This window comes from Mangrovihabitans endophyticus (assembly GCF_014646155.1).
GTDB lineage: Bacteria > Actinomycetota > Actinomycetes > Mycobacteriales > Micromonosporaceae > Actinoplanes > Actinoplanes endophyticus.
Map to the genome: position 1 here is coordinate 26,897 of NZ_BMMX01000034.1, position 17,573 is coordinate 44,469.

The window sequence follows — 17,573 nt, forward strand, 5'->3', positions numbered from 1 at the left end:
GAACCCTCACCAGCACCGCATTGCGCCTGCCATATACCCCCAGGGGTATATGGCAGGCGCATCCCGAACCGGTGATATCGACCTCCCGATGACCACATACCCCGTACGGTATTTCCGAGGGGACCGGACTGTGCGAACCGGACAAGGAGACGGATTGATGCTGTTCACGCAGTACTACCTCGACTGCCTCTCGCAGGCGTCGTACCTGATCGCCGACCAGACCACCAAGCGGGCGATCCTGGTCGACCCTCGCCGGGACATCGACGAATACCTCGCCGATGCGCGGGCCCACGATCTGACCATCGAAGGCGTGATCAACACGCACTTCCATGCGGACTTCCTCGCCGGGCACCTTGAGGTCGCCGCCGCCACCGGCGCGTGGATCGGCTACGGACACCGCGCCCAGGCGGAGTACGCCATTCGCAAGCTCGCCGACGGCGAGCGCATCAGCCTCGGCGACGTCACCCTGCAGATCATGGAAACGCCCGGGCACACCCCGGAGTCGATCAGCATCCTGGTCTTCGAGCACGCCGACGACACGGTGCCGTACGGGGTGATGACCGGTGACGCGCTGTTCATCGGCGACGTCGGCCGCCCGGACCTGCTCGCGTCCCTCGGCGTCACCGCCGACGAACTCGGCCGGATGCTTTACGACAGCGTGCAACGCAAGCTCATGTCCCTGCCCGACGAGGTCCGCGTCTTCCCCGCCCACGGAGCGGGTTCCGCATGCGGCAAGAACCTGTCCACCGAGCGGCAGTCCACCATCGGCGAGCAACGGCGCACCAATTACGCGTGCGCGCCGATGGACGAGGATCAGTTCCTCACCCTGGTCACCGGCGGGCAGCCCGCAGCGCCCGGCTATTTCGCGTACGACGCGGTGCTCAACCGCAAGGCCCGCGACCTGTTCGACCAGCACCAGCCGGCCCGGCCGCTGACCGCCGCGGAGTTCCTGGCCGCCCGCGCCGACGGCGCCGTCGTCATCGACGCCCGCGATCCGCAGGAATACGCGACCGGACACGTCCGCGGAGCCCTGAACATCCCGGCCGACGGCCGCTTCGCCGAAACCGCGGGCACCGTCGTCGACCCCGCGTCGCCGATCGTGGTCGTCGCCCCGCAGGATCGCGAGGAGGAGATCGTCATCCGGCTCGCCCGCATCGGCTTCGACCGGGTCACCGGTTACCTGCGCGAGCCCGAGGGCGCCTTCCTCGACATGGTCGCCGAGATCGTGCCGGCCAGCCGTCTCACGGTCACCCAGTTGCGCCAAGCCCTCGACCAGTCGGGGCCACCGATCGTGCTCGACGTCCGCAACGACGGGGAACGCGAACGCGGAATGATCACCGGTTCGATGCACATCCCGCTCGCCGAGCTCCCGCGCCGGATCGGCGAGGTCGCCGGGGACCGGCCGATCGTGACGCACTGCGCCGGCGGCTATCGCTCCTCCGTCGCCGCCAGCCTGCTGCGTCACGCCGGTCGCGACGATGTCTCGGACCTGTTGGGCGGCTACAACGCCTGGCAGGCCGATCTTCGCCCGGCGACCGCCTGACGGCACCACCACCGGAAGCACGCCGAACGGTATACCCTAGGGGGTATACCGTTCGGCAGAGGAGGATGATGTGGTAAGCGAAGTCGACCTTGAAACATTTGCCGCAGCGCTGAACAGCGGGGCGACGGTCATCGACGTCCGAGAGCCGGAGGAGTACGCGGGCGGCCACGTCGCCGGCGCCCGGCTGATGCCGTTGCGCCAGGTCTCGGAGCACATCGCGGAACTGCCGAGGGATCAGCCGGTTTACATCATCTGCGCCAGCGGCAATCGGAGCCTCACCGCCGCACAACGCCTCTCGCAGGCGGGCCTGGACGCGCGCTCCGTGGCCGGCGGGACCGGCGGCTGGCGATGCTCCGGCCGGCCGGTCGTGAGCGGATCGGACAACTGAGCCATGGGCATCGCCGGATCGCTTCGCAAGATCTTCCGCAAGCCGTACGCGTCGGTCGCACCGGCCGCAGTGGGCGCACTGCTGGATGCGGGCGCGGTGCTGGTGGACGTCCGCGAGCCCGACGAGTGGCGCGCCGGCCACGCGCCGAAGGCCCGGCACATCCCGCTCGGGCAACTGCCCGGCCGTGCCAAGGAGTTGCCCGTCGGCCGACCGCTGGTGACCGTGTGCCGATCCGGCGCCCGCTCGGCCCGCGCCGCGACGATGCTGGCCGCCGACGGCTTCGAGGTGCACAACGTGACGGGCGGAATGCGGGCCTGGGCGGCGGCCGGCCTGCCGGTGGCGGCGAAGGGCGGACGCCCGGGCCGGATCACCTGACGACCGGCGATCCGCACGCCGACCGGCCTTGACCCGGGCGACGCCTTACCGTACGGTAATGGATTACCAAGCGGTAAGGCATTGGAGGAGAAGGCATGCCCGAGGTCGTACGCTCCATGGAGATTCCCGCACCGCCGAGTTCCGTTTGGCGCTGGCTGTCCACACAGGACGGGCTGCGCCGCTGGCTGTCTCCGGACATCGAAATCGACCTGCGGCTCGGCGGCTCCTATCGGATGCCCGGCGGCGACGGCACGACGTGGATCAGCGGCACGGTGCTGGAGCTGGTGCCGGAGGGACGACTGGTGCTGTCGTGGCTGGAGGAGGACGCCGGCTGGGTGCATCCCGGTCGGCTGGTCATCACGGTGGAGCCCATCGCGTCCGGCACCCGGGTGGGGCTGGTCCACGACGGCTTCGCCGGCATCGGCAAGGCGGGCTGGGAACAGACGATGCAAGCCTATGAGCGTGGTGCCGACAAGCACCAGGTGCTGCGGAGGCTGGCGGACGCGGTGACGACGGTCGCCGCCTGACTCCGATGGCGGACCGCGACGCGCCCACGACCACCACCGACGACCTGTTCCGGGTCCTGGCCGACCCGACACGTCGCCGGATCCTCGACCTGCTCGCCGACCATGGCACGCTGACGGTCGGCGAGCTGGCCGGGCATTTCCCCGGCCTGGTGTCCTCGGGCATCTCCAAGCATCTGATGGCACTGCGGGCGGCGGGTCTGGTCACCGCGACCAAACAGGGACGCAACCAGCTCTATGCCATCGACGCGGACGCCATGTCCCAGGCGTTGGGGCCGTGGCTGGCCCGATATGAGGCGTACTGGACGGGAGCCCTCGCCCGCCTGCGCGACCTGGCGGTCGACCCGCCCCACGACGGCACGGCCTGACGCCTCTCCCTGGCCGCCGGGTGCGCACGACGAGACAGCCCTTGCAGCGTTGACCGGCTACCGTGATGCCGGACCACGCCACACGGCCGCTCACGGGGGAAGCATCCATGACCGTCGACATCGCCTTCCTGTCCCGTACGGACGCCGACGACGTCGTTTTGGTGCGGGAGCTGATCGATCTGGTCAACGAGGTCTACGCGGACGCGGAAAAGGGCCTCTGGGTGGACGGGGCGACGCGCATCTCGGCGACGGAGATGACGGCGGCGATCCGGGCCGGCGAAATCGTCGCGGCGCGACGCGGCACGCGGATCGTCGGCCTGGTGCAGGTGCGCCGCCTCCCCACCGGCGAGGGCGAGTTCGGCATGCTGGTGGCGGCTCCGGACCAGCGGGGCGCGGGCGTCGGCCGCCGGCTGGTCGCCTACGCGGAGGACTGGGCCCGCTCACAAGGCTGCGGCACGATGCAGTTGGAGCTGTTGGTGCCGCACTCCTGGACGCATCCGTTCAAGGAGTTCCTCCTCGGCTGGTACACCCGCGCCGGTTATCGGCAGATCCGGTCCGAGAACTTCGCCACCGCATATCCCCGGCTGGCCCGTGACCTGGCCACCGAGTGCGATTTCCTGGTGTACCACAAGGCCCTGTCCGGCACCTGATGCCATCATGCTCGGCATGAATTGGATACCGCTCTTGAGCGCCGTGGCCGGGGCTGTGGTCGCGTTGGGCAGTTCACTGGTGGTGGACCTGCGCCGTGACCACAGCCGACGGGATCGGGACCGGCGGCAGGAGCGGCGACGGCAAGGGGTGGCGTTCACCGTCGCACTCGTCGACGCGCTGGGCGCGTTGCGGCTTGTCGCGGCGGCGGAACAGGATTCGGCGCAGCGGCGCGTCGCGACAAGCGAAGCGGTGACACCGGTGTACGTCGCACGTGAGCAGTTGCTGGTCACCGGCACCGCGGGCCAACTTGCGGCGGGAGAGTCGGCCTTCCAGGCGTTGATCGACGTACGCGACGCGGTACGCGCCGGCTCGGGGCGGGACTCGGCCGAGTACCACGATGCCTACCACCGGTTCGCGGAGGCGCTCTGGCGTTTCCGGCTCACCATCCGCAGCGACCTGGGCGAGCCGGAAATCACCCCGCAGGAGCTGTCGCGTCCGGACTGGACGGACCGGGATCGCTGCGACACCTGCCGGTCCCGCGCGCAGTCGCCGGCGGGCTCCTGACCCTCGGGATCCGCATACCCGCGCGGTCTTCGTCGAATCTTCGTCAACGTACCGGGGGAAACCTCATCGCGGCCAGGCAGCCTGGAATGTGGTCGGACCGGATGGATTCGACCGCGAGTGCCGGTTCCGGTGGACCGGGATCCGGCGGAAGGGAGCGCGGTGATGATGGGCTGGTACGGCGGAGGAATGGGCTGGGTCGGCTGGCTTGCCATGGGGCTGTTCTGGCTGCTGCTGATCGTGGTGATCGTGGTCCTGGTGGTGCGGCTGCTGCCGAGCGCGAAGCATGACGTCTCGGCACAGGGCGGCGCCCGGGAGGATGCGCCGGAGGACATCCTGGATCGGCGCTTCGCGCGGGGCGAGATCGACGTCGACACGTACCGGGAACAGCGGGCCGCTCTCGTGCAGGCGAGGGGGACGAAATGATGAGCGCACGGCGGGGTTGGCTGATGGCGGCCCTGGTGGCCGCGGTGGTGGCGTTGACGGGCAGCGCGATCGCGGTGGGCGTCGGCGTGGGCCGGCATTCCGCGGACCCGCCGCGGCAGGCGGGCTTCGCCAACGCCGCACCCGCGGGCGCCGGTCCGGAGAGAATGGGTGGCATGGCCGGCGGGATGATGGGCTCCGGGAACGCCGGAACCTGGCAGACCGATGGCCGGTACGGGCTGCCGGGCGACGGCAGCACGGTGACCACGATGGCCGCAGCGAGAGCACGGGCGCAGGCGTTCGCCGACCAGCTCGGTGACGGGCTCCGCGCGGGTGAGGTGATGCAGTTCTCCAACGGTTACTACAGCGAGCTGTTGTCCGCAGACGGCCGGGGTGCGACCGAGGTGCTGATCGATCCGGGCACCGGGGCGGTGAGCATCGAGTACGGTCCGGCGATGATGTGGAACACCCGCTACGGCATGCACCCCAGGGCGGAGGTGGCGGCCCGGGTCTCCGCCAAGCAGGCGACCGTCGACGCGCAGGCGTGGCTGGACGGCCGGCACGCCGGTCTGACCGCCGGTGAACCGATGGCCTTTCCCGGCTATTACACCCTGCACACCCTCAAGGGGGAGTCGATCGTCGGCATGATGTCGATCAACTCAGTCAGCGGTGCGGCCTGGTATCACACGTGGCACGGCACCTTCATCGCGATGACCGGAGAGTAGCCGTGGATGTCGATGCCGCGCCGCCGGCACCGGTGCGAGCGCTCGTCGTGGACGATGAGCCCGCGCTGGTCCGGGCCGTGTCGGGCTATCTGCAGCGGGAGGGATTCACCGTCGCCGCCGTCGGCGACGGTGAATCCGCACTGACGGCAGCCCGGACCGCAGCGCCCGACGTGGTCGTCCTGGATCTGATGTTGCCCGGCATCGACGGGATCGAGGTGTGCCGCCGGCTGCGCACCTTCACCGACGCATACGTGATCATGCTGACCGCCCGAGCCGACGAGGTCGACAAGCTCATCGGGTTGTCCGTGGGCGCCGACGACTACCTGACCAAGCCGTTCAGCCCGCGCGAGTTGGTGGCGCGCATCCGCACCATGCTGCGCCGGCCGCGCAGTGCCGCGACCGCCGGAGACGCCGCGCCGACCGGAGGCATCCGGCGCATCGGGTCGCTCACCGTGGACCCCGCCGCACGGGAGGTCCGCATCGACGACCGGCTCGTCGACCTGACGCGCACCGAGTTCGACGTGCTGGCCACACTCGCCGCCCGGCCACGGCAGGTGTTCTCGCGTCGTCAGCTCATCGATGCGGTGTGGGGCACCGATTGGATCGGTGACGAACACCTGGTCGACATCCACGTCGGACACGCCCGCCGCAAGCTCGACGACGATCCCGCCGACCCGCGCTACATCCGTACGGTACGAGGCATCGGTTACCGGATGGGCCCGGGATGACCGGCACGTCGGCCCGGCGCGGCGCCGGTCTCGTCCGGCGATGGCCGATGGCACGACTGGAGCGCCTCGGACTGCCGTCCCGGCTGTTCGCCGCCTTGGCGCTGGTGGTCTGCGCCGGGGCCGGCACCTTGCTGGCCGTCGCGCTGCTGATCGCACCGACCGCCTTCGACACGCATCTGCGCCGATCCGGAGCGGTGGATCTCACCCCCGGCGTGCTGACTCACGTCGACCGCGCCTTCACCCAGGCCACGCTTATCTCCCTGACGGCCGCGATCACCGTCGCCATCATCGCCGCCGGACTGATCGCCTGGCTCATCGCCCGCCGGCTCGCCGCTCCGGTCGCCGGTCTGGCCGCCGCCACCACCCGCATCGCGGACGGCAACTACGACACCGATCTGGCCGATCCGCGCCTAGGCCCGGAATTCGCCGCCTTGACCCGCGCGGTCAACCAGCTCGGCCGCAAACTGGCCACCTCCGAACAGACCCGACGGAGGCTGCTCGCCGACCTCGGCCACGAGTTGCGCACCCCGATCGCCGCGCTGGAGGCAACCGTCGAGGCGATCACCGACGGCGTCCTGCCCGTCGACGAGGAGACCCTGACCACCCTCGCCGACCAGGCATCCAGGCTGCGCCGGCTGTCCACCGATCTGGAGTCGGTCTCGCGCGCCGAGGAGCGCCAACTCGCCCTGCACCCGCAGCCTGCCCGCCTGGCGGACCTGGCCCGCCGCGCCGCCAACGCGCTGCGCCCGCGCTACCAGGCGGCCGACGTCGACCTGCGGACATCCGCCGACGAGCCGGGCCCGACCGTCACCGTGGACCACGACCGCCTGGTCGAAGCGCTGATGAACCTGCTGGACAACGCGCTGCGGCACACGCCGCCCGGCGGCGTCGTAACCGTCACCACCGACTGGCCCGACGGCGGTCCGGCCCGGGTGACCGTCGTCGACACCGGTGAGGGATTCCCGCCGGACCGGGCCGCCCACCTGTTCGAGCGCTTCTACCGCACCGATCCGGCCCGCGGGCACTCCGCCGCCCCACCCGGCCACGGTCCCGGCCGACACGGATCCGGCATCGGTCTGACCATCACACAGGCGATCATCCGAGCCCATCACGGGAACGTCACCGCGCACTCCGCAGGTCCCGGCGAAGGCGCCACCTTCACCGTCACGCTCCCCGCCACCACGCCTCGCCGATCCGGCACCGACCGGTAGCGCGGCACGTCTTGGTCGGACACTCTGGTCAGGTGGCCGAGCCGACCAGGAGCCCGGTCACCAGCATGACGGCGACCATCAGCACCGCTTCGACGGTCACCGCCCGGCGCAGTCGACGTGCCGGGTCCGGCTGCGTGACCCGGCCGTGTTCGAGTGCCGGAACGAGCCGGCTGTTGTTGTACAAGCCCATCGCGGCGACCGCGGTCACCAGGGCGAGTTTCACCAGCAGCATCCGGCCCCATGGGGTGGACTCGGTGAGGCCGGTACCGGCGGAGCGACCGTCACCGTGATGGCGGAGCGACCGTCACCGTGATGGCGGAGCGACCGTCACCGTGATGGTGCCGGATTTCGGATGCCCGTCCGGTGCAGCGAGCTTCCAGGCCAGGCCCACCTCTCCCGAGGCGATATCGGTCTGCGGCCGCACCACCCAGGTCGTCCCGTCGTCCGGAGTATCGGCGACGGCGGGCACCGATCGACCGGTGTCGTCGAAGAACTCGAAGCCCGAGCCGACCGGCTCGCCCACCCGAGTGAACACCAGGCGGATCTCGGTCAACGGACCCGACACCGTCGCGCCGTTCGCCGGTTTGGACTTCGCCAGGTCGAAGTGCGCCGACGCCGGGGACGCCGGCATCACCACCAGCCCCAGTGCCGCCACAACCAGCAGCAGCGCAAACCTGAACCGGTGCAGCATTCCACTTAACCCCTTCCCGGGCGGACGACCAGGCAGTCAACCCTAGAGACCACGTCGACACCATCGCCCGAGAGCGGACGCGGCGGCGTCCGTGCGTTTGTCGTGGAGGAAGCCGGCTCGTAGCGTAGCCATCGGTAGACCGCATGCCCATCGCATCCGGGGGAGCCGATGACCACGGCCAAGACCACACCTCCTGCGGACGAGTCGGCGCCCTCGGCATCCGGCCCCCGATGGGCGATGGTCGGCGCCGGAGCGGCCCTGATCGGCACCTGTTATGGCCTCGCCCGCTTCGCGTACGGGCTGTTCGCCCCGGACTTTCAGGCCGAGTTCGCGATCGGCTCGACGCTCTCCGGGGTCATCGGGGCGGGCAGCTATGTGGGCTATTGCGTGGCGATCGTGGCGAGTCTGTTGATCACGCCCCGATACGGGCCGCGGCGGGTGGCGGTGCTCGCCGGACTGACCGCGCCTCTGGGCATCGCCACGGTTGCCGTCGCACCGTCGGCGCCGGTGCTGGCCGCGGGCATCGTGGTGGCCGGATCCAGCACCGGCATCGCCTCCCCACCGATGGCCGCGGCCGTCGCCCGGTGGGTGCGGCAGAGCAGTCGGGACCGTGCGCAGACCATCGTCAACGCCGGGACCGGACTCGGGGTGCTGATCTCCGGGCCGACGGCTCTGGTGTTGCTCGCGGACTGGCGGTGGGCCTGGGGCACCTTCGCCGTCATCGCCGCGCTGGTGACCGGGTGGGTGGCTTGGGCGATCCCGGCGCCGTCCGGGCCGAACCGGCCGGAGGTGCAGCCCGGCGAGCCCGGTTCCGGCCGTGGCATGCGGCTGGTCCCCGGAACCGCCATGCTCGTCATCGCATCGTTCGTCATGGGTCTGGGCAGCATCGCGGTGTGGACCTTCGGCCGCGAGCTGGTTGACCGCCAGGCGGAGGGCAACACCACCATCTCGGCTGCGGTGTGGATCGCGCTCGGAGCGTCCGGAGTCCTCGGCGCGTTCGGGGGTGACCTCATCCGACGTGTGGGGCTTCCAGTGGCCTGGGCGGTCCTGATGGTCGCCATGGGCGCCGCGACCGCGCTGTTCACGCTGGGTTCGGCCGCGATGCTGCTCGTGCTGCTCGCTGCCGCTGTGTTCGGGGCTTCCTACATCGGGCTGACCGGATGCGCCCTGATCTGGAGCACCCGTCTGTATCCCGATCGCACGTCGCTGGGAGTCGGCCTCTCGTTCTTCACCCTCGCCGCCGGGCAGGCGGCTGGCGCTCCCGTCGTGGGTGCGTTGATCGGGGCGGCCAACCCCACCGGCGTGTTCTGCGCGTGGGCGGCGCTCAGCGTGGCGGGCGCGGCCCTGCGGCCCCGGCGAGTGCTGCCCGCGGACGCAGATCGGATACCCGGCGCTCGAACACCCAAACCTCCACGGTCGCCAGCACCGCGATGACCGCCGCGGCGAGGATGTCGCCCGGATAGTGCACCCCGGCCCACACCCGGGAGAAGCCGATCACCATCGCGACCACCAGAAGCGCCGCGCCGACCCGTCGACTGAGGAAAACGAACACGGCGAGGCCCACGGTCAGCGCGGCGACCGCGTGGTCGCTGGGCATCGACACACCGGGGTCATGGGGGATGAGCTGGTGCACCACGTGGGTCTGGAACGGCCGCCGTTGACGGCTGAGGTGATGCAGAAGGGCCGCCATGCCGTACGCGAAGGTCAGCGTGAGGCCGACGTCGATGATCCGGCGGAATCGCCGTTGCCACAGCGCGCGGAGAATCGCGACGCCGGCGGCGGCGAACAGCGGATAGATCAGGACGGTGGCGGCGAGACGCATGGTCTGATCCACCGCTCCCCAGCGGCCGGCGAGGTCGTTGATCACGCGGAACAACTCGTAGTTCACCGGCGCACGATGGTCCGGCGGTGCTGAAAACCCGCTGAAATGCGGTGCCATTCAGCAGATCTTCAGCACCGGACGAGCAGCCTGCGGACCAGCCGTAGGTGAGGAGATTCGCATGGACGCCCGGTTTCGGATCGAGGGCGACACCGTCGTCGCCGACGCCGGCGTGCCGTTGGGAACGCTGGTGCGGGCGCTCGCCCCGTGCGGTTGGACGCTTCCCGTGGTGCCCGGCGCCGCCCGGACCACCGTCGGCGACGCGATCGCCGCGGACGTGCACGGCAAGAACCACGTGCGATGGGGGACGTTCGGCGATCACGTGCGGGAGATGACCGTGCACACCCCGGCGCGGGGGGTCGTCACGATGGGACCGCGGATCGAACCGGAGGCGTTTCGCGCGACGGTCGGCGGTCTCGGGCTCACCGGCCTCATCCGATCGGCCCGGTTGCGGCTGGCCCCGCTGACCTCCTGGGACCTCACCTGCACCGACACGCCCGCCGCCGACCTGGAGGCCATGCTGGAGCGGTTGCGAGCGGCGGCCGATCATCACCCGTACGCCGTGGGATGGATCGATACCCGCCGGGCCGGAAGCCGCACCGGAGGAGGCGTGGTCACCGCCGCGCAGCCGACCTGCCCGGCGCGGCTCGCACCGCGAGATGTCGGCCGGTCGGCCTCGGGCGTACGGCGGGTGCACCGGCGGATCTCGTCGGCCCCGGTGGCTGGGCCCGCCGACCACGCCCGGGTGCTGCGGGCCCGGTTGCGTCCACGGCGGCGATCGAGTCTCCCGCAGGTGCTCTTCCCGCCGCACGCGGTCCCGCCCCGGCCCGCCGCACGCGGCCTGGTGCAGCACCAGTTCGTCGTGCCGTTCGGCGCCGAGGTAGTCCTGGCGGAGGCGCTCGCGGCGACTCGCCAGGCGGGGCACCCGGCGACGCTGGCGGTGCTGAAGGTATTCGGCGGGTTCGGTGGCGGATTCCTCTCGTTCCCGATCCCGGGGTGGAGCCTCGCCCTCGACTTTCCGGCCGATCCTGCCCTCGCGCCACTGCTCGACCACCTGGACGAACGCGTCGCCGCGTCCGGTGGACGGGCATGCCTGGCCGAGGGCTCCCGGTTACGGCCCGATCTGCTCGACACCATGTACCCGGAGCTGCCCCGGTGGCGGACCGAGCGAGCGTTACTCGACCCGGACCGGGTGATGTCCAGCGACCTGGCTCGCCGTCTCCGTCTGTTCGGCGGCAACGGCGGAGCGGCGAACGCCCCCAGCACGTAGGTTGGATCTGCCGAACGAAAGGGACTTCATGCTGGCAGCGCCCGTGGTCGCTTTGGGCCCGACATTTCTGGACCCGGAGTGGCTCATCACCACCTTCGGCCTGATCGGCATCCTGGCCATCGTCTTCGCCGAGTCCGGCCTGCTGATCGGCTTCTTCCTCCCCGGCGACTCGCTGTTGTTCACCGCCGGGCTGCTGATCGCCGACGGCACCTATCTCAAGGTGCCGCTGTGGCTGATGTGTCTGTTGGTGTCCATCTCCGCCGTCGCCGGCGATCAGTTCGGGTACGTGTTCGGGCGGCGATTCGGCCCCGCCCTGTTCCGCCGACCGGACTCGCGGCTGTTCAAGCAGGAGAATCTGACCCGGGCGCAGGGATTCTTCGACAAGTACGGCGCGCGCTCGATCCTGCTGGCCCGGTTCGTGCCAATCGTGCGGACATTCACCCCCATCGTGGCCGGGGCGAGCCACATGCACTATCGGACCTTTCTGACTTACAACGTCGTCGGCGGGACGTTGTGGGGCTGCGGCGTCACCATCCTCGGGTACTTCCTCGGGCAAGTCGCGTTCGTTCGCTCCAACATCGAACTGATCCTCCTCGGCATCGTTGTCCTGTCCGTGGTCCCGATCGGTGTCGAGTTGCTCCGCAAGCGCCGCCGCGACCGGTCCCGGTCGTAGCGGTAGCCGCACCCGCGCGACGCAGCCTCAGGCAGGTCAGCCCTCTGCCGACGGCGTAGCCGGCGCGTCGGTGGCGTCGCGGGCCACGGTGACGGCGTGGGTCATCCGCCGGACCACCTCGGTCAGGCGGCGCAGGTCATCGGCGTCGATGTCGGCAACGGTCTCATGCATGAGCCTGCCGAGCGGAACGAAGAAGTCGATCGCGAGTTGCAGAGCGGACGGCTGCATCACGATCGTCACCTTGCGACGGTCGTGCGGGTCGCGCTCCCGGCGGACATGTCCGGCGTTCTCCAGTCGGTCGACCAGCCCGGTGATGGCCGGCGCGCCCAGGCCGAGCCGACTCGTGAGTTCGCCCGGGGTGATCGGATGACCGCTTTGAGTGCCCTGGCTGATCCACATGATCGCGTTGAGGTCGTTGCGTCCCAGGCCGTGCGCACGGGCGAAGACGTCGACGAACACGTCGCTTTCGACGGTGAACAGCCGCAACGCGTCGATGAGGTCGTCGACGGCCTCGGCGCGCGCGGCGTCGCGGGAAGGTTGCGCCGACACGCCGGTCATCTTATCTTTTCGTTAGCCGAATATTTCATTCAGCGAAGGATCTGTCATGAGTGCTCGCTGGGTCGCTGCCGTCACCAGCAGAACCGGTGCGCTGCTCATCGTCGTGGTGACCGCCGCGCTGACCGCCCTGGTGTGGCTGACATCCCCGGAGCAGCCGGCCGCCGATCCTTCCGACGGGCTGCCCGCGGGCAAGCAGTCGACCCGGGTCACCGAGCTCGCGGACCGATTCCCCAGCGGCCGCACGGATGCCGCAGTCGTCGTGTTCGAGCGTGTCGACGCCCCACTGACCGCGGCCGACCGCGACACGATCGATGCCGCCACCAGGTCGCTTACCGCCCGGGCGCAGGGCGGCGTCGTACCTCCCCCGCAGATCTCGCAGGACAAGCGGGCGGCGCTGCTGATCGTGCCGGTCGCCGGTGACCTCGACAACGCCGCCGAGGCCGCGACGGTCGATGCGATCCGCGAAACCGTCGCACAATCTCTGCCAACGGGGCTGACCGCCCAGGTCACCGGCGGGCCGGCGTTCAGCCGTGACATCGCGGCGGCCTTCGACGGCGCCGACGTCACGCTGCTGATCGCGACCGCCGCCGTGGTGGCGCTGCTGCTGCTGATCACCTACCGCAGCCCGGTGCTGTGGATCGCCCCACTGCTCGTGATCGGCGTCGGCGACCAACTGGTCGCCAAGCTGCTGCCCTGGGTTGCCCGGGTGGTCGGGGAGCGCACCGATGCCTCCGTCAGCGGCATCGTCTCCGTGCTGGTGTTCGGCGCAGGCACCGACTACGCGTTGTTGCTGATGTCTCGCTACCGCGAGGAATTGCGCCGCACACCGAGCCGGCGCGAAGCGATGGCCACCGCGCTGCGCGCCGCCGCGCCAGCCATCGTCGGCAGCGCCGCCACCGTGATCCTGGCACTGCTCACGCTGCTCGCGGCGGTGCTGACCAGTAACCGTACGCTGGGGATCTCGGCGGCCTTGGGCGTCGCCGTCGCGCTGTTCTTCGGACTGGTCGTGCTGCCCGCCGTGCTGGCCGCTTTGCCGCGGGGGGTGTTCTGGCCGTTCGTGCCCAAGGTCGGCTCCCCCGAGCCCAGTGACACCGGGTGGTGGGCGCGCATCGCCGCCGGGGTCGGAAAGCGCCCCGCCGCCGTGCTCACGGTTGCGGTGATGCTGCTCGGTGGTCTCGCCGCCGGCCTGCTGACCACGCGGATCGGGCTCTCGCAGACCGAGCAGTTCCGCACCGAGGTCGAGTCGGTCACCGCCCAGGAGGCGCTGGCCCGGCACTTCCCGGCCGGCAGCTCACAACCCCTCACGGTGATCACCACGAGCGCGACGACGAACGCCGTGGCGGCGGCCATGCAGACCGTGGACGGGGTGGCGAACGTCGGCCGCGCGGAGACCTCCGACGATGGCCGGCTGTCGCAGGTCTCGGTGCGGCTGACGGACGGCCCCGGCACGACGCGAGCCGACCAGACCGTCCGGGACGTCCGCGCCGCGCTCGCCGACATACCCGGCGCTGATGCGCTGGTCGGCGGGGCACCCGCCGCAGACCTCGACCAGCGCGACGCGAACGTGCGCGACGACCAGGTCATCGTTCCGCTGGTGCTGGCCGTCGTCCTGCTGGTGCTGATCCTGCTGCTGCGCTCGCTGGTCGCCCCGGTCCTACTGCTGGTAACCGTCATCGCCAGCTACGCCGCGAGTCTGGGCGCCGCCACGATCGTGCTCACGCATCTGTTCGACATGCCCGCACTGGACGCCGGTGTTCCGCTGCTCAGTTTCCTGTTCCTGGTCGCTCTGGGCGTCGACTACAACATCTTCCTGGTCACCCGCGCTCGCGAGGAAGCCATCGCCCGAGGTGACACCCGCACCGCGATGGTCCGTGCGCTCGGCGCGACCGGAGGCGTCATCACCTCCGCCGGCATCCTGCTCGCGGCGGTCTTCACCGTGCTCGGGGTGCTGCCGGTGATCGTGCTGACTCAGATCGGCGTCATCGTCGGCATCGGCGTACTCCTGGACACTCTGCTGGTGCGCACGCTTGTCGTGCCGGCGATCGCGCTGCTGCTCGGCGAGCGGTTCTGGTGGCCGGCCCAGCCGAGTCGCCGGTCACAGCCGGCCGCGGACCTCGGCCGGTCCGCAGCGCCACGGTCGGCGGCATCCGAGCGGTCCGCAGCGCCGGGACCAGGCCCGCGATGACGCCGATGGCCATCGCCGACCGGTAACGCCGCCGCTCCGGCGCCGCGCTCGATCTTGGGGTTGGCCGGTGCTCCGGCTGGTCGACCGGGAAGACTGTCACCCGTGACGGAACCCGGCGATCGGCGCAAGCGGACATGGGTGCGCCGCTGCGCGGTGGCGGCGGTCGTCGCGCTGTTCGCCATCGAGCTGTACGTGGGATGGCCGTCGCTGGCGGACGCCCTGTCCCATCTGCGCGCCCCGGATCCGCGGTGGCTCGCCGGGGCGCTGGTGGCGGAGCTGGCCGCCATGGGCATGTACGCGCGCATGCAGCGCAGCCTGCTGCTCTCCGCCGGCCTGCGGGTGCCGATCTACCGGCACGTCGCGCTCGCGTACGCGGCGCACTCGCTCAGCGTCACGCTGCCCGGCGGACCGGCCTTCTCCACCCGGTTCAATTACCAGCAGATGCGCCGCTTCGGCGCCAGTCCCGCCGTCGCCTCCTGGTGCATCGCGCTGTCCGGCATCCTCTCCGCCGCGGCGCTCGCGGCCGTGTCCGCGGTCAGCGCTCTGGCTTCGCACGGCACCCCGCCCTGGTACAGCCTCGGCGGCCTGGCCGCCGTCATCGTACTGATCACGCTGGGCATCCGGCGGCTCGCTCGGCGACCCGCGACGCTGGAACCGATGATCCGCACCACCCTCGGTCATCTCAACCGGCTCCGTCGGCGGCCCGCGGACACCGGCGTCGACCAGGTCCGCGGCTTCGTCACGCAGCTCACCGCGGCCCGGCTCACCCCGGGTTACGGCGCCGCGGCGGCCACTTTCGCGGTACTCAACTGGCTCATCGACGCCGTCTGCCTCTGGATGTGTTTCCGCGCGGTCAGCCCCGACCCGATCAACGCCACCCAGCTACTGCTGGCCTTCTGCGCCGGGTACGCCGCCGGGACCCTGACCATCATCCCGGGCGGCCTGGGAATCATCGACAGCGCTCTGATCCTGGGCCTGGTCACCGGCGGCGTCAGCACCGCGACCGCGATCGCCACGGTGGTGCTGTACCGCCTCATCAGCTTCTGTTTCATCATCGGCATCGGTTGGATCACGTGGTTGGTGATCCGTCACCGTTACCGGGACGCGATGGCGGTGACCGCGGCCGGGCCCGGCTGACCGGGCTGCTCATTCGCGTACGTCGGCGGGTCGGTCCGTGGTCGGCAGCCCGGCGGCGAGCCACGCCTCGACGCCGCCGTCCAGGTCTCGTGGACTCGATCAACTCGACGCCGAACCGCTCGGTGATCAATGCCGGTTCGCTTACGGTGTACCCAGTCGGCGCGCTGGGTCACCACGGCAGGCGCGTGGCCTCCCCGCCAACCGTTCCCGAGACCAGGAGGTGCTGGTATGCACAGCCCGATGAACGAGCCCCCGGTCGATGCCGGGCTCCTCTCGCCGGTCCGTGCGGGCGCCCCGGTCGAGCATCTGGTCGATGACGTGGCGTGGCTGCAGGCCATGCTCGATGCCGAGGTCGCGCTGGTGCGTGCGCAAAGCCGGTTGGGGACGGTCCCGGTCGCCGCGGCCGAAGCCATCGCGCGGGTCGCGCAAGCATCTCATTTCGACGTGCGGGAACTGGCCCTGTCGGCGCGATCGACCGCCAATCCGATCGTCGGCCTGGTCGCGGCGCTGACCGCGGCCGTGACGCAGGTCGACTCCGATGCCGCCGAATACGTCCACCGTGGATCGACGAGCCAGGACATCTTCGACACCGCCGCGATGATGGTCAGCAAGCGGGCGCTCGCGGTGATCCGGGAGGACCTGTCCCGCGTCGGGGCCGGCCTGGCGGCGCTCGCCGAGCGACACGCCGACACCACGATGGCCGGCCGGACTCTCGCCGCGCAGGCCGTCCCGACGACGTTCGGGCTCAAGGCCGCGGGGTGGCGGGAGCTCGTGGTCTCCGCCGAGGCGCGGATCGGCCATGTGTTCGCGCACGGTCTGCCCGTCTCCCTGGGCGGATCGGCCGGGACGCTGGGGGGCTACCTGGAGTTCGCCCGGTCCGGCGGCCCGGACCGGGCGAAGCTCGACGTGGCGAGCTATGTCGAGCAGCTCACGCGCCTGTTCGCCGAGGAGTGCGGGCTCACCTGCGCACCGCTGCCCTGGCATGCCCTGCGGGCACCGATGGCCGACCTCGCCGCGGCGCTGGCCTTCACCACGGGCGCACTCGGCAAGTTGGCCGTCGACGTGCTGACCCTGAGCCGGACGGAGGTCGCCGAGGCGCGCGAACCCTCGGCCGTCGGCCGCGGCGGGTCCTCGGCCATGCCGCACAAGCGCAACCCGGTGCTCTCCACCATGATCCGCTCCGCGTCCCTGCAGGTTCCCGCGCTCGCCACGGTGCTGAATCAGAGCCTGCTGTCGGAGGACGAACGGTCCGCCGGGGTCTGGCAATCCGAATGGCAGGTGCTTCGTGAATGCCTCCGGCTGGCCGGCGGGGCCGCGCACACCGCGGTCGAGCTGGCGCACGGCCTGCAGCCTGATCCGGATCGGATGCGGCAGAACTTGGAGCTGACCAACGGCCAGATCGTCTCCGAGCGCCTGGCCGCGGCCCTCGCCCCGCGGCTGGGGAAGGCCGCCGCCCGAAAGGTGATGTCGGAGGCGTCCGCCGCGACTGCGGCGAGTGGCCGGCCCCTCGCCGCGGTGCTCGGTGACGACCGGCTGGTCACGGAGGCGTTGACGGCTCAGGAGCTCGCCGATCTGTGCGCACCGGAGCAGTATGTGGGCGCCGCAAGCGCCCTGGTGGCCGCGGTCCTGACACCGGCAGGCAAGGACTGACCGCACGGCGGACGCCGGTCACGGCTGCCAGAT

The 17,573-nt window shown here is 70.8% G+C and carries 20 protein-coding genes and 1 pseudogene; 17 read left to right on the forward strand and 4 right to left on the reverse strand.

The genetic code is table 11. From position 1 onward, the window contains the following. Nucleotides 1-157 precede the first annotated feature (157 nt). The 11 genes from IEY73_RS25650 (at nucleotide 158) to IEY73_RS25700 (ending at nucleotide 7,497) form a co-directional block, all read left to right on the forward strand. Entirely contained in the window at nucleotides 158-1,543 is a 1,386-nt protein-coding gene (locus tag IEY73_RS25650; RefSeq protein ID WP_189081880.1) for an MBL fold metallo-hydrolase, read from the forward strand. 70 nt (nucleotides 1,544-1,613) lie between these two features. Further along, complete coding sequence (locus IEY73_RS25655) at nucleotides 1,614-1,931, forward strand: rhodanese-like domain-containing protein (RefSeq protein ID WP_189081881.1); 318 nt, start codon at nucleotides 1,614-1,616, stop codon at nucleotides 1,929-1,931. A gap of 3 nt (nucleotides 1,932-1,934) precedes the next feature. Then, nucleotides 1,935-2,306 carry a rhodanese-like domain-containing protein gene (locus IEY73_RS25660; protein ID WP_189081882.1) on the forward strand — a complete coding sequence of 124 codons (372 nt, stop codon included), beginning with the start codon at nucleotides 1,935-1,937 and terminating at the stop codon, nucleotides 2,304-2,306. 95 nt (nucleotides 2,307-2,401) lie between these two features. After that, nucleotides 2,402-2,833, forward strand: a complete 432-nt coding sequence (locus IEY73_RS25665) for an SRPBCC family protein (protein ID WP_189081883.1) — start codon at nucleotides 2,402-2,404, stop codon at nucleotides 2,831-2,833. Between the two features lie 5 nt (nucleotides 2,834-2,838). After that, nucleotides 2,839-3,198: an ArsR/SmtB family transcription factor gene (locus IEY73_RS25670; protein ID WP_189081884.1), complete on the forward strand. Its 360-nt coding sequence runs from the start codon at nucleotides 2,839-2,841 to the stop codon at nucleotides 3,196-3,198. 107 nt (nucleotides 3,199-3,305) lie between these two features. Then, nucleotides 3,306-3,848: a GNAT family N-acetyltransferase gene (locus tag IEY73_RS25675; RefSeq protein WP_189081885.1), complete on the forward strand. Its 543-nt coding sequence runs from the start codon at nucleotides 3,306-3,308 to the stop codon at nucleotides 3,846-3,848. Nucleotides 3,849-3,864: 16 nt separating this feature from the next. After that, a complete protein-coding gene (locus IEY73_RS25680; protein ID WP_189081886.1) occupies nucleotides 3,865-4,413 on the forward strand; it encodes a hypothetical protein in 549 nt (182 codons plus the stop codon). Between the two features lie 117 nt (nucleotides 4,414-4,530). Further along, nucleotides 4,531-4,836, forward strand: a complete 306-nt coding sequence (locus tag IEY73_RS25685) for an SHOCT domain-containing protein (RefSeq protein ID WP_229716154.1) — start codon at nucleotides 4,531-4,533, stop codon at nucleotides 4,834-4,836. After that, on the forward strand, nucleotides 4,836-5,558 hold the full coding sequence (locus tag IEY73_RS33755; RefSeq protein WP_229716155.1) for a hypothetical protein: 723 nt from the start codon (nucleotides 4,836-4,838) through the stop codon (nucleotides 5,556-5,558). The genes IEY73_RS25685 and IEY73_RS33755 overlap by 1 nt, the downstream gene beginning before the upstream one ends. Nucleotides 5,559-5,560: 2 nt before the next feature. Further along, nucleotides 5,561-6,286 carry a response regulator gene (locus IEY73_RS25695; protein WP_189081887.1) on the forward strand — a complete coding sequence of 242 codons (726 nt, stop codon included), beginning with the start codon at nucleotides 5,561-5,563 and terminating at the stop codon, nucleotides 6,284-6,286. 47 nt (nucleotides 6,287-6,333) lie between these two features. Continuing rightward, on the forward strand, nucleotides 6,334-7,497 hold the full coding sequence (locus tag IEY73_RS25700) for a sensor histidine kinase (protein ID WP_189081888.1): 1,164 nt from the start codon (nucleotides 6,334-6,336) through the stop codon (nucleotides 7,495-7,497). 28 nt (nucleotides 7,498-7,525) lie between these two features. On the opposite strand, the pseudogene IEY73_RS33760 reads toward IEY73_RS25700, so the two are convergent. Continuing rightward, nucleotides 7,526-7,738: pseudogene (locus IEY73_RS33760) on the reverse strand (CopD family protein); the annotation flags it as partial. A gap of 63 nt (nucleotides 7,739-7,801) precedes the next feature. Then, nucleotides 7,802-8,188, reverse strand: a complete 387-nt coding sequence (locus IEY73_RS33765; RefSeq protein WP_229716157.1) for a copper resistance CopC family protein — start codon at nucleotides 8,186-8,188, stop codon at nucleotides 7,802-7,804. Between the two features lie 168 nt (nucleotides 8,189-8,356). Between IEY73_RS33765 and IEY73_RS25710 the strand changes: the two genes are divergently transcribed. After that, nucleotides 8,357-9,622 carry an MFS transporter gene (locus tag IEY73_RS25710; protein ID WP_189081889.1) on the forward strand — a complete coding sequence of 422 codons (1,266 nt, stop codon included), beginning with the start codon at nucleotides 8,357-8,359 and terminating at the stop codon, nucleotides 9,620-9,622. On the opposite strand, the gene IEY73_RS25715 is transcribed toward IEY73_RS25710, so the two are convergent. Next, nucleotides 9,513-10,076, reverse strand: coding sequence for a phosphatase PAP2 family protein (locus IEY73_RS25715; RefSeq protein WP_189081890.1), 564 nt, complete (start codon nucleotides 10,074-10,076; stop codon nucleotides 9,513-9,515). The genes IEY73_RS25710 and IEY73_RS25715 overlap by 110 nt on opposite strands. 112 nt (nucleotides 10,077-10,188) lie before the next feature. Between IEY73_RS25715 and IEY73_RS25720 the strand changes: the two genes are divergently transcribed. Beyond that, nucleotides 10,189-11,337, forward strand: coding sequence for an FAD-binding protein (locus tag IEY73_RS25720; RefSeq protein WP_189081891.1), 1,149 nt, complete (start codon nucleotides 10,189-10,191; stop codon nucleotides 11,335-11,337). Between the two features lie 28 nt (nucleotides 11,338-11,365). Beyond that, on the forward strand, nucleotides 11,366-12,010 hold the full coding sequence (locus IEY73_RS25725) for a DedA family protein (RefSeq protein ID WP_189081892.1): 645 nt from the start codon (nucleotides 11,366-11,368) through the stop codon (nucleotides 12,008-12,010). 36 nt (nucleotides 12,011-12,046) lie between these two features. On the opposite strand, the gene IEY73_RS25730 is transcribed toward IEY73_RS25725, so the two are convergent. After that, nucleotides 12,047-12,568, reverse strand: coding sequence for a MarR family winged helix-turn-helix transcriptional regulator (locus tag IEY73_RS25730; RefSeq protein ID WP_189081893.1), 522 nt, complete (start codon nucleotides 12,566-12,568; stop codon nucleotides 12,047-12,049). A gap of 46 nt (nucleotides 12,569-12,614) precedes the next feature. On the opposite strand from IEY73_RS25730, the gene IEY73_RS25735 reads away from it, so the two are divergent. The 3 genes from IEY73_RS25735 (at nucleotide 12,615) to IEY73_RS25745 (ending at nucleotide 17,540) form a co-directional block, all read left to right on the forward strand. Then, nucleotides 12,615-14,753 (forward strand): MMPL family transporter, encoded by a 2,139-nt coding sequence (locus IEY73_RS25735; protein WP_189081894.1) that lies wholly within the window; start codon nucleotides 12,615-12,617, stop codon nucleotides 14,751-14,753. A 102-nt stretch (nucleotides 14,754-14,855) separates the two neighbouring features. Continuing rightward, nucleotides 14,856-15,890 carry a lysylphosphatidylglycerol synthase transmembrane domain-containing protein gene (locus IEY73_RS25740; protein WP_229716158.1) on the forward strand — a complete coding sequence of 345 codons (1,035 nt, stop codon included), beginning with the start codon at nucleotides 14,856-14,858 and terminating at the stop codon, nucleotides 15,888-15,890. A 240-nt stretch (nucleotides 15,891-16,130) separates the two neighbouring features. Further along, nucleotides 16,131-17,540, forward strand: coding sequence for a nitrosuccinate lyase (locus IEY73_RS25745; RefSeq protein ID WP_189081895.1), 1,410 nt, complete (start codon nucleotides 16,131-16,133; stop codon nucleotides 17,538-17,540). Nucleotides 17,541-17,573 lie beyond the last annotated feature (33 nt).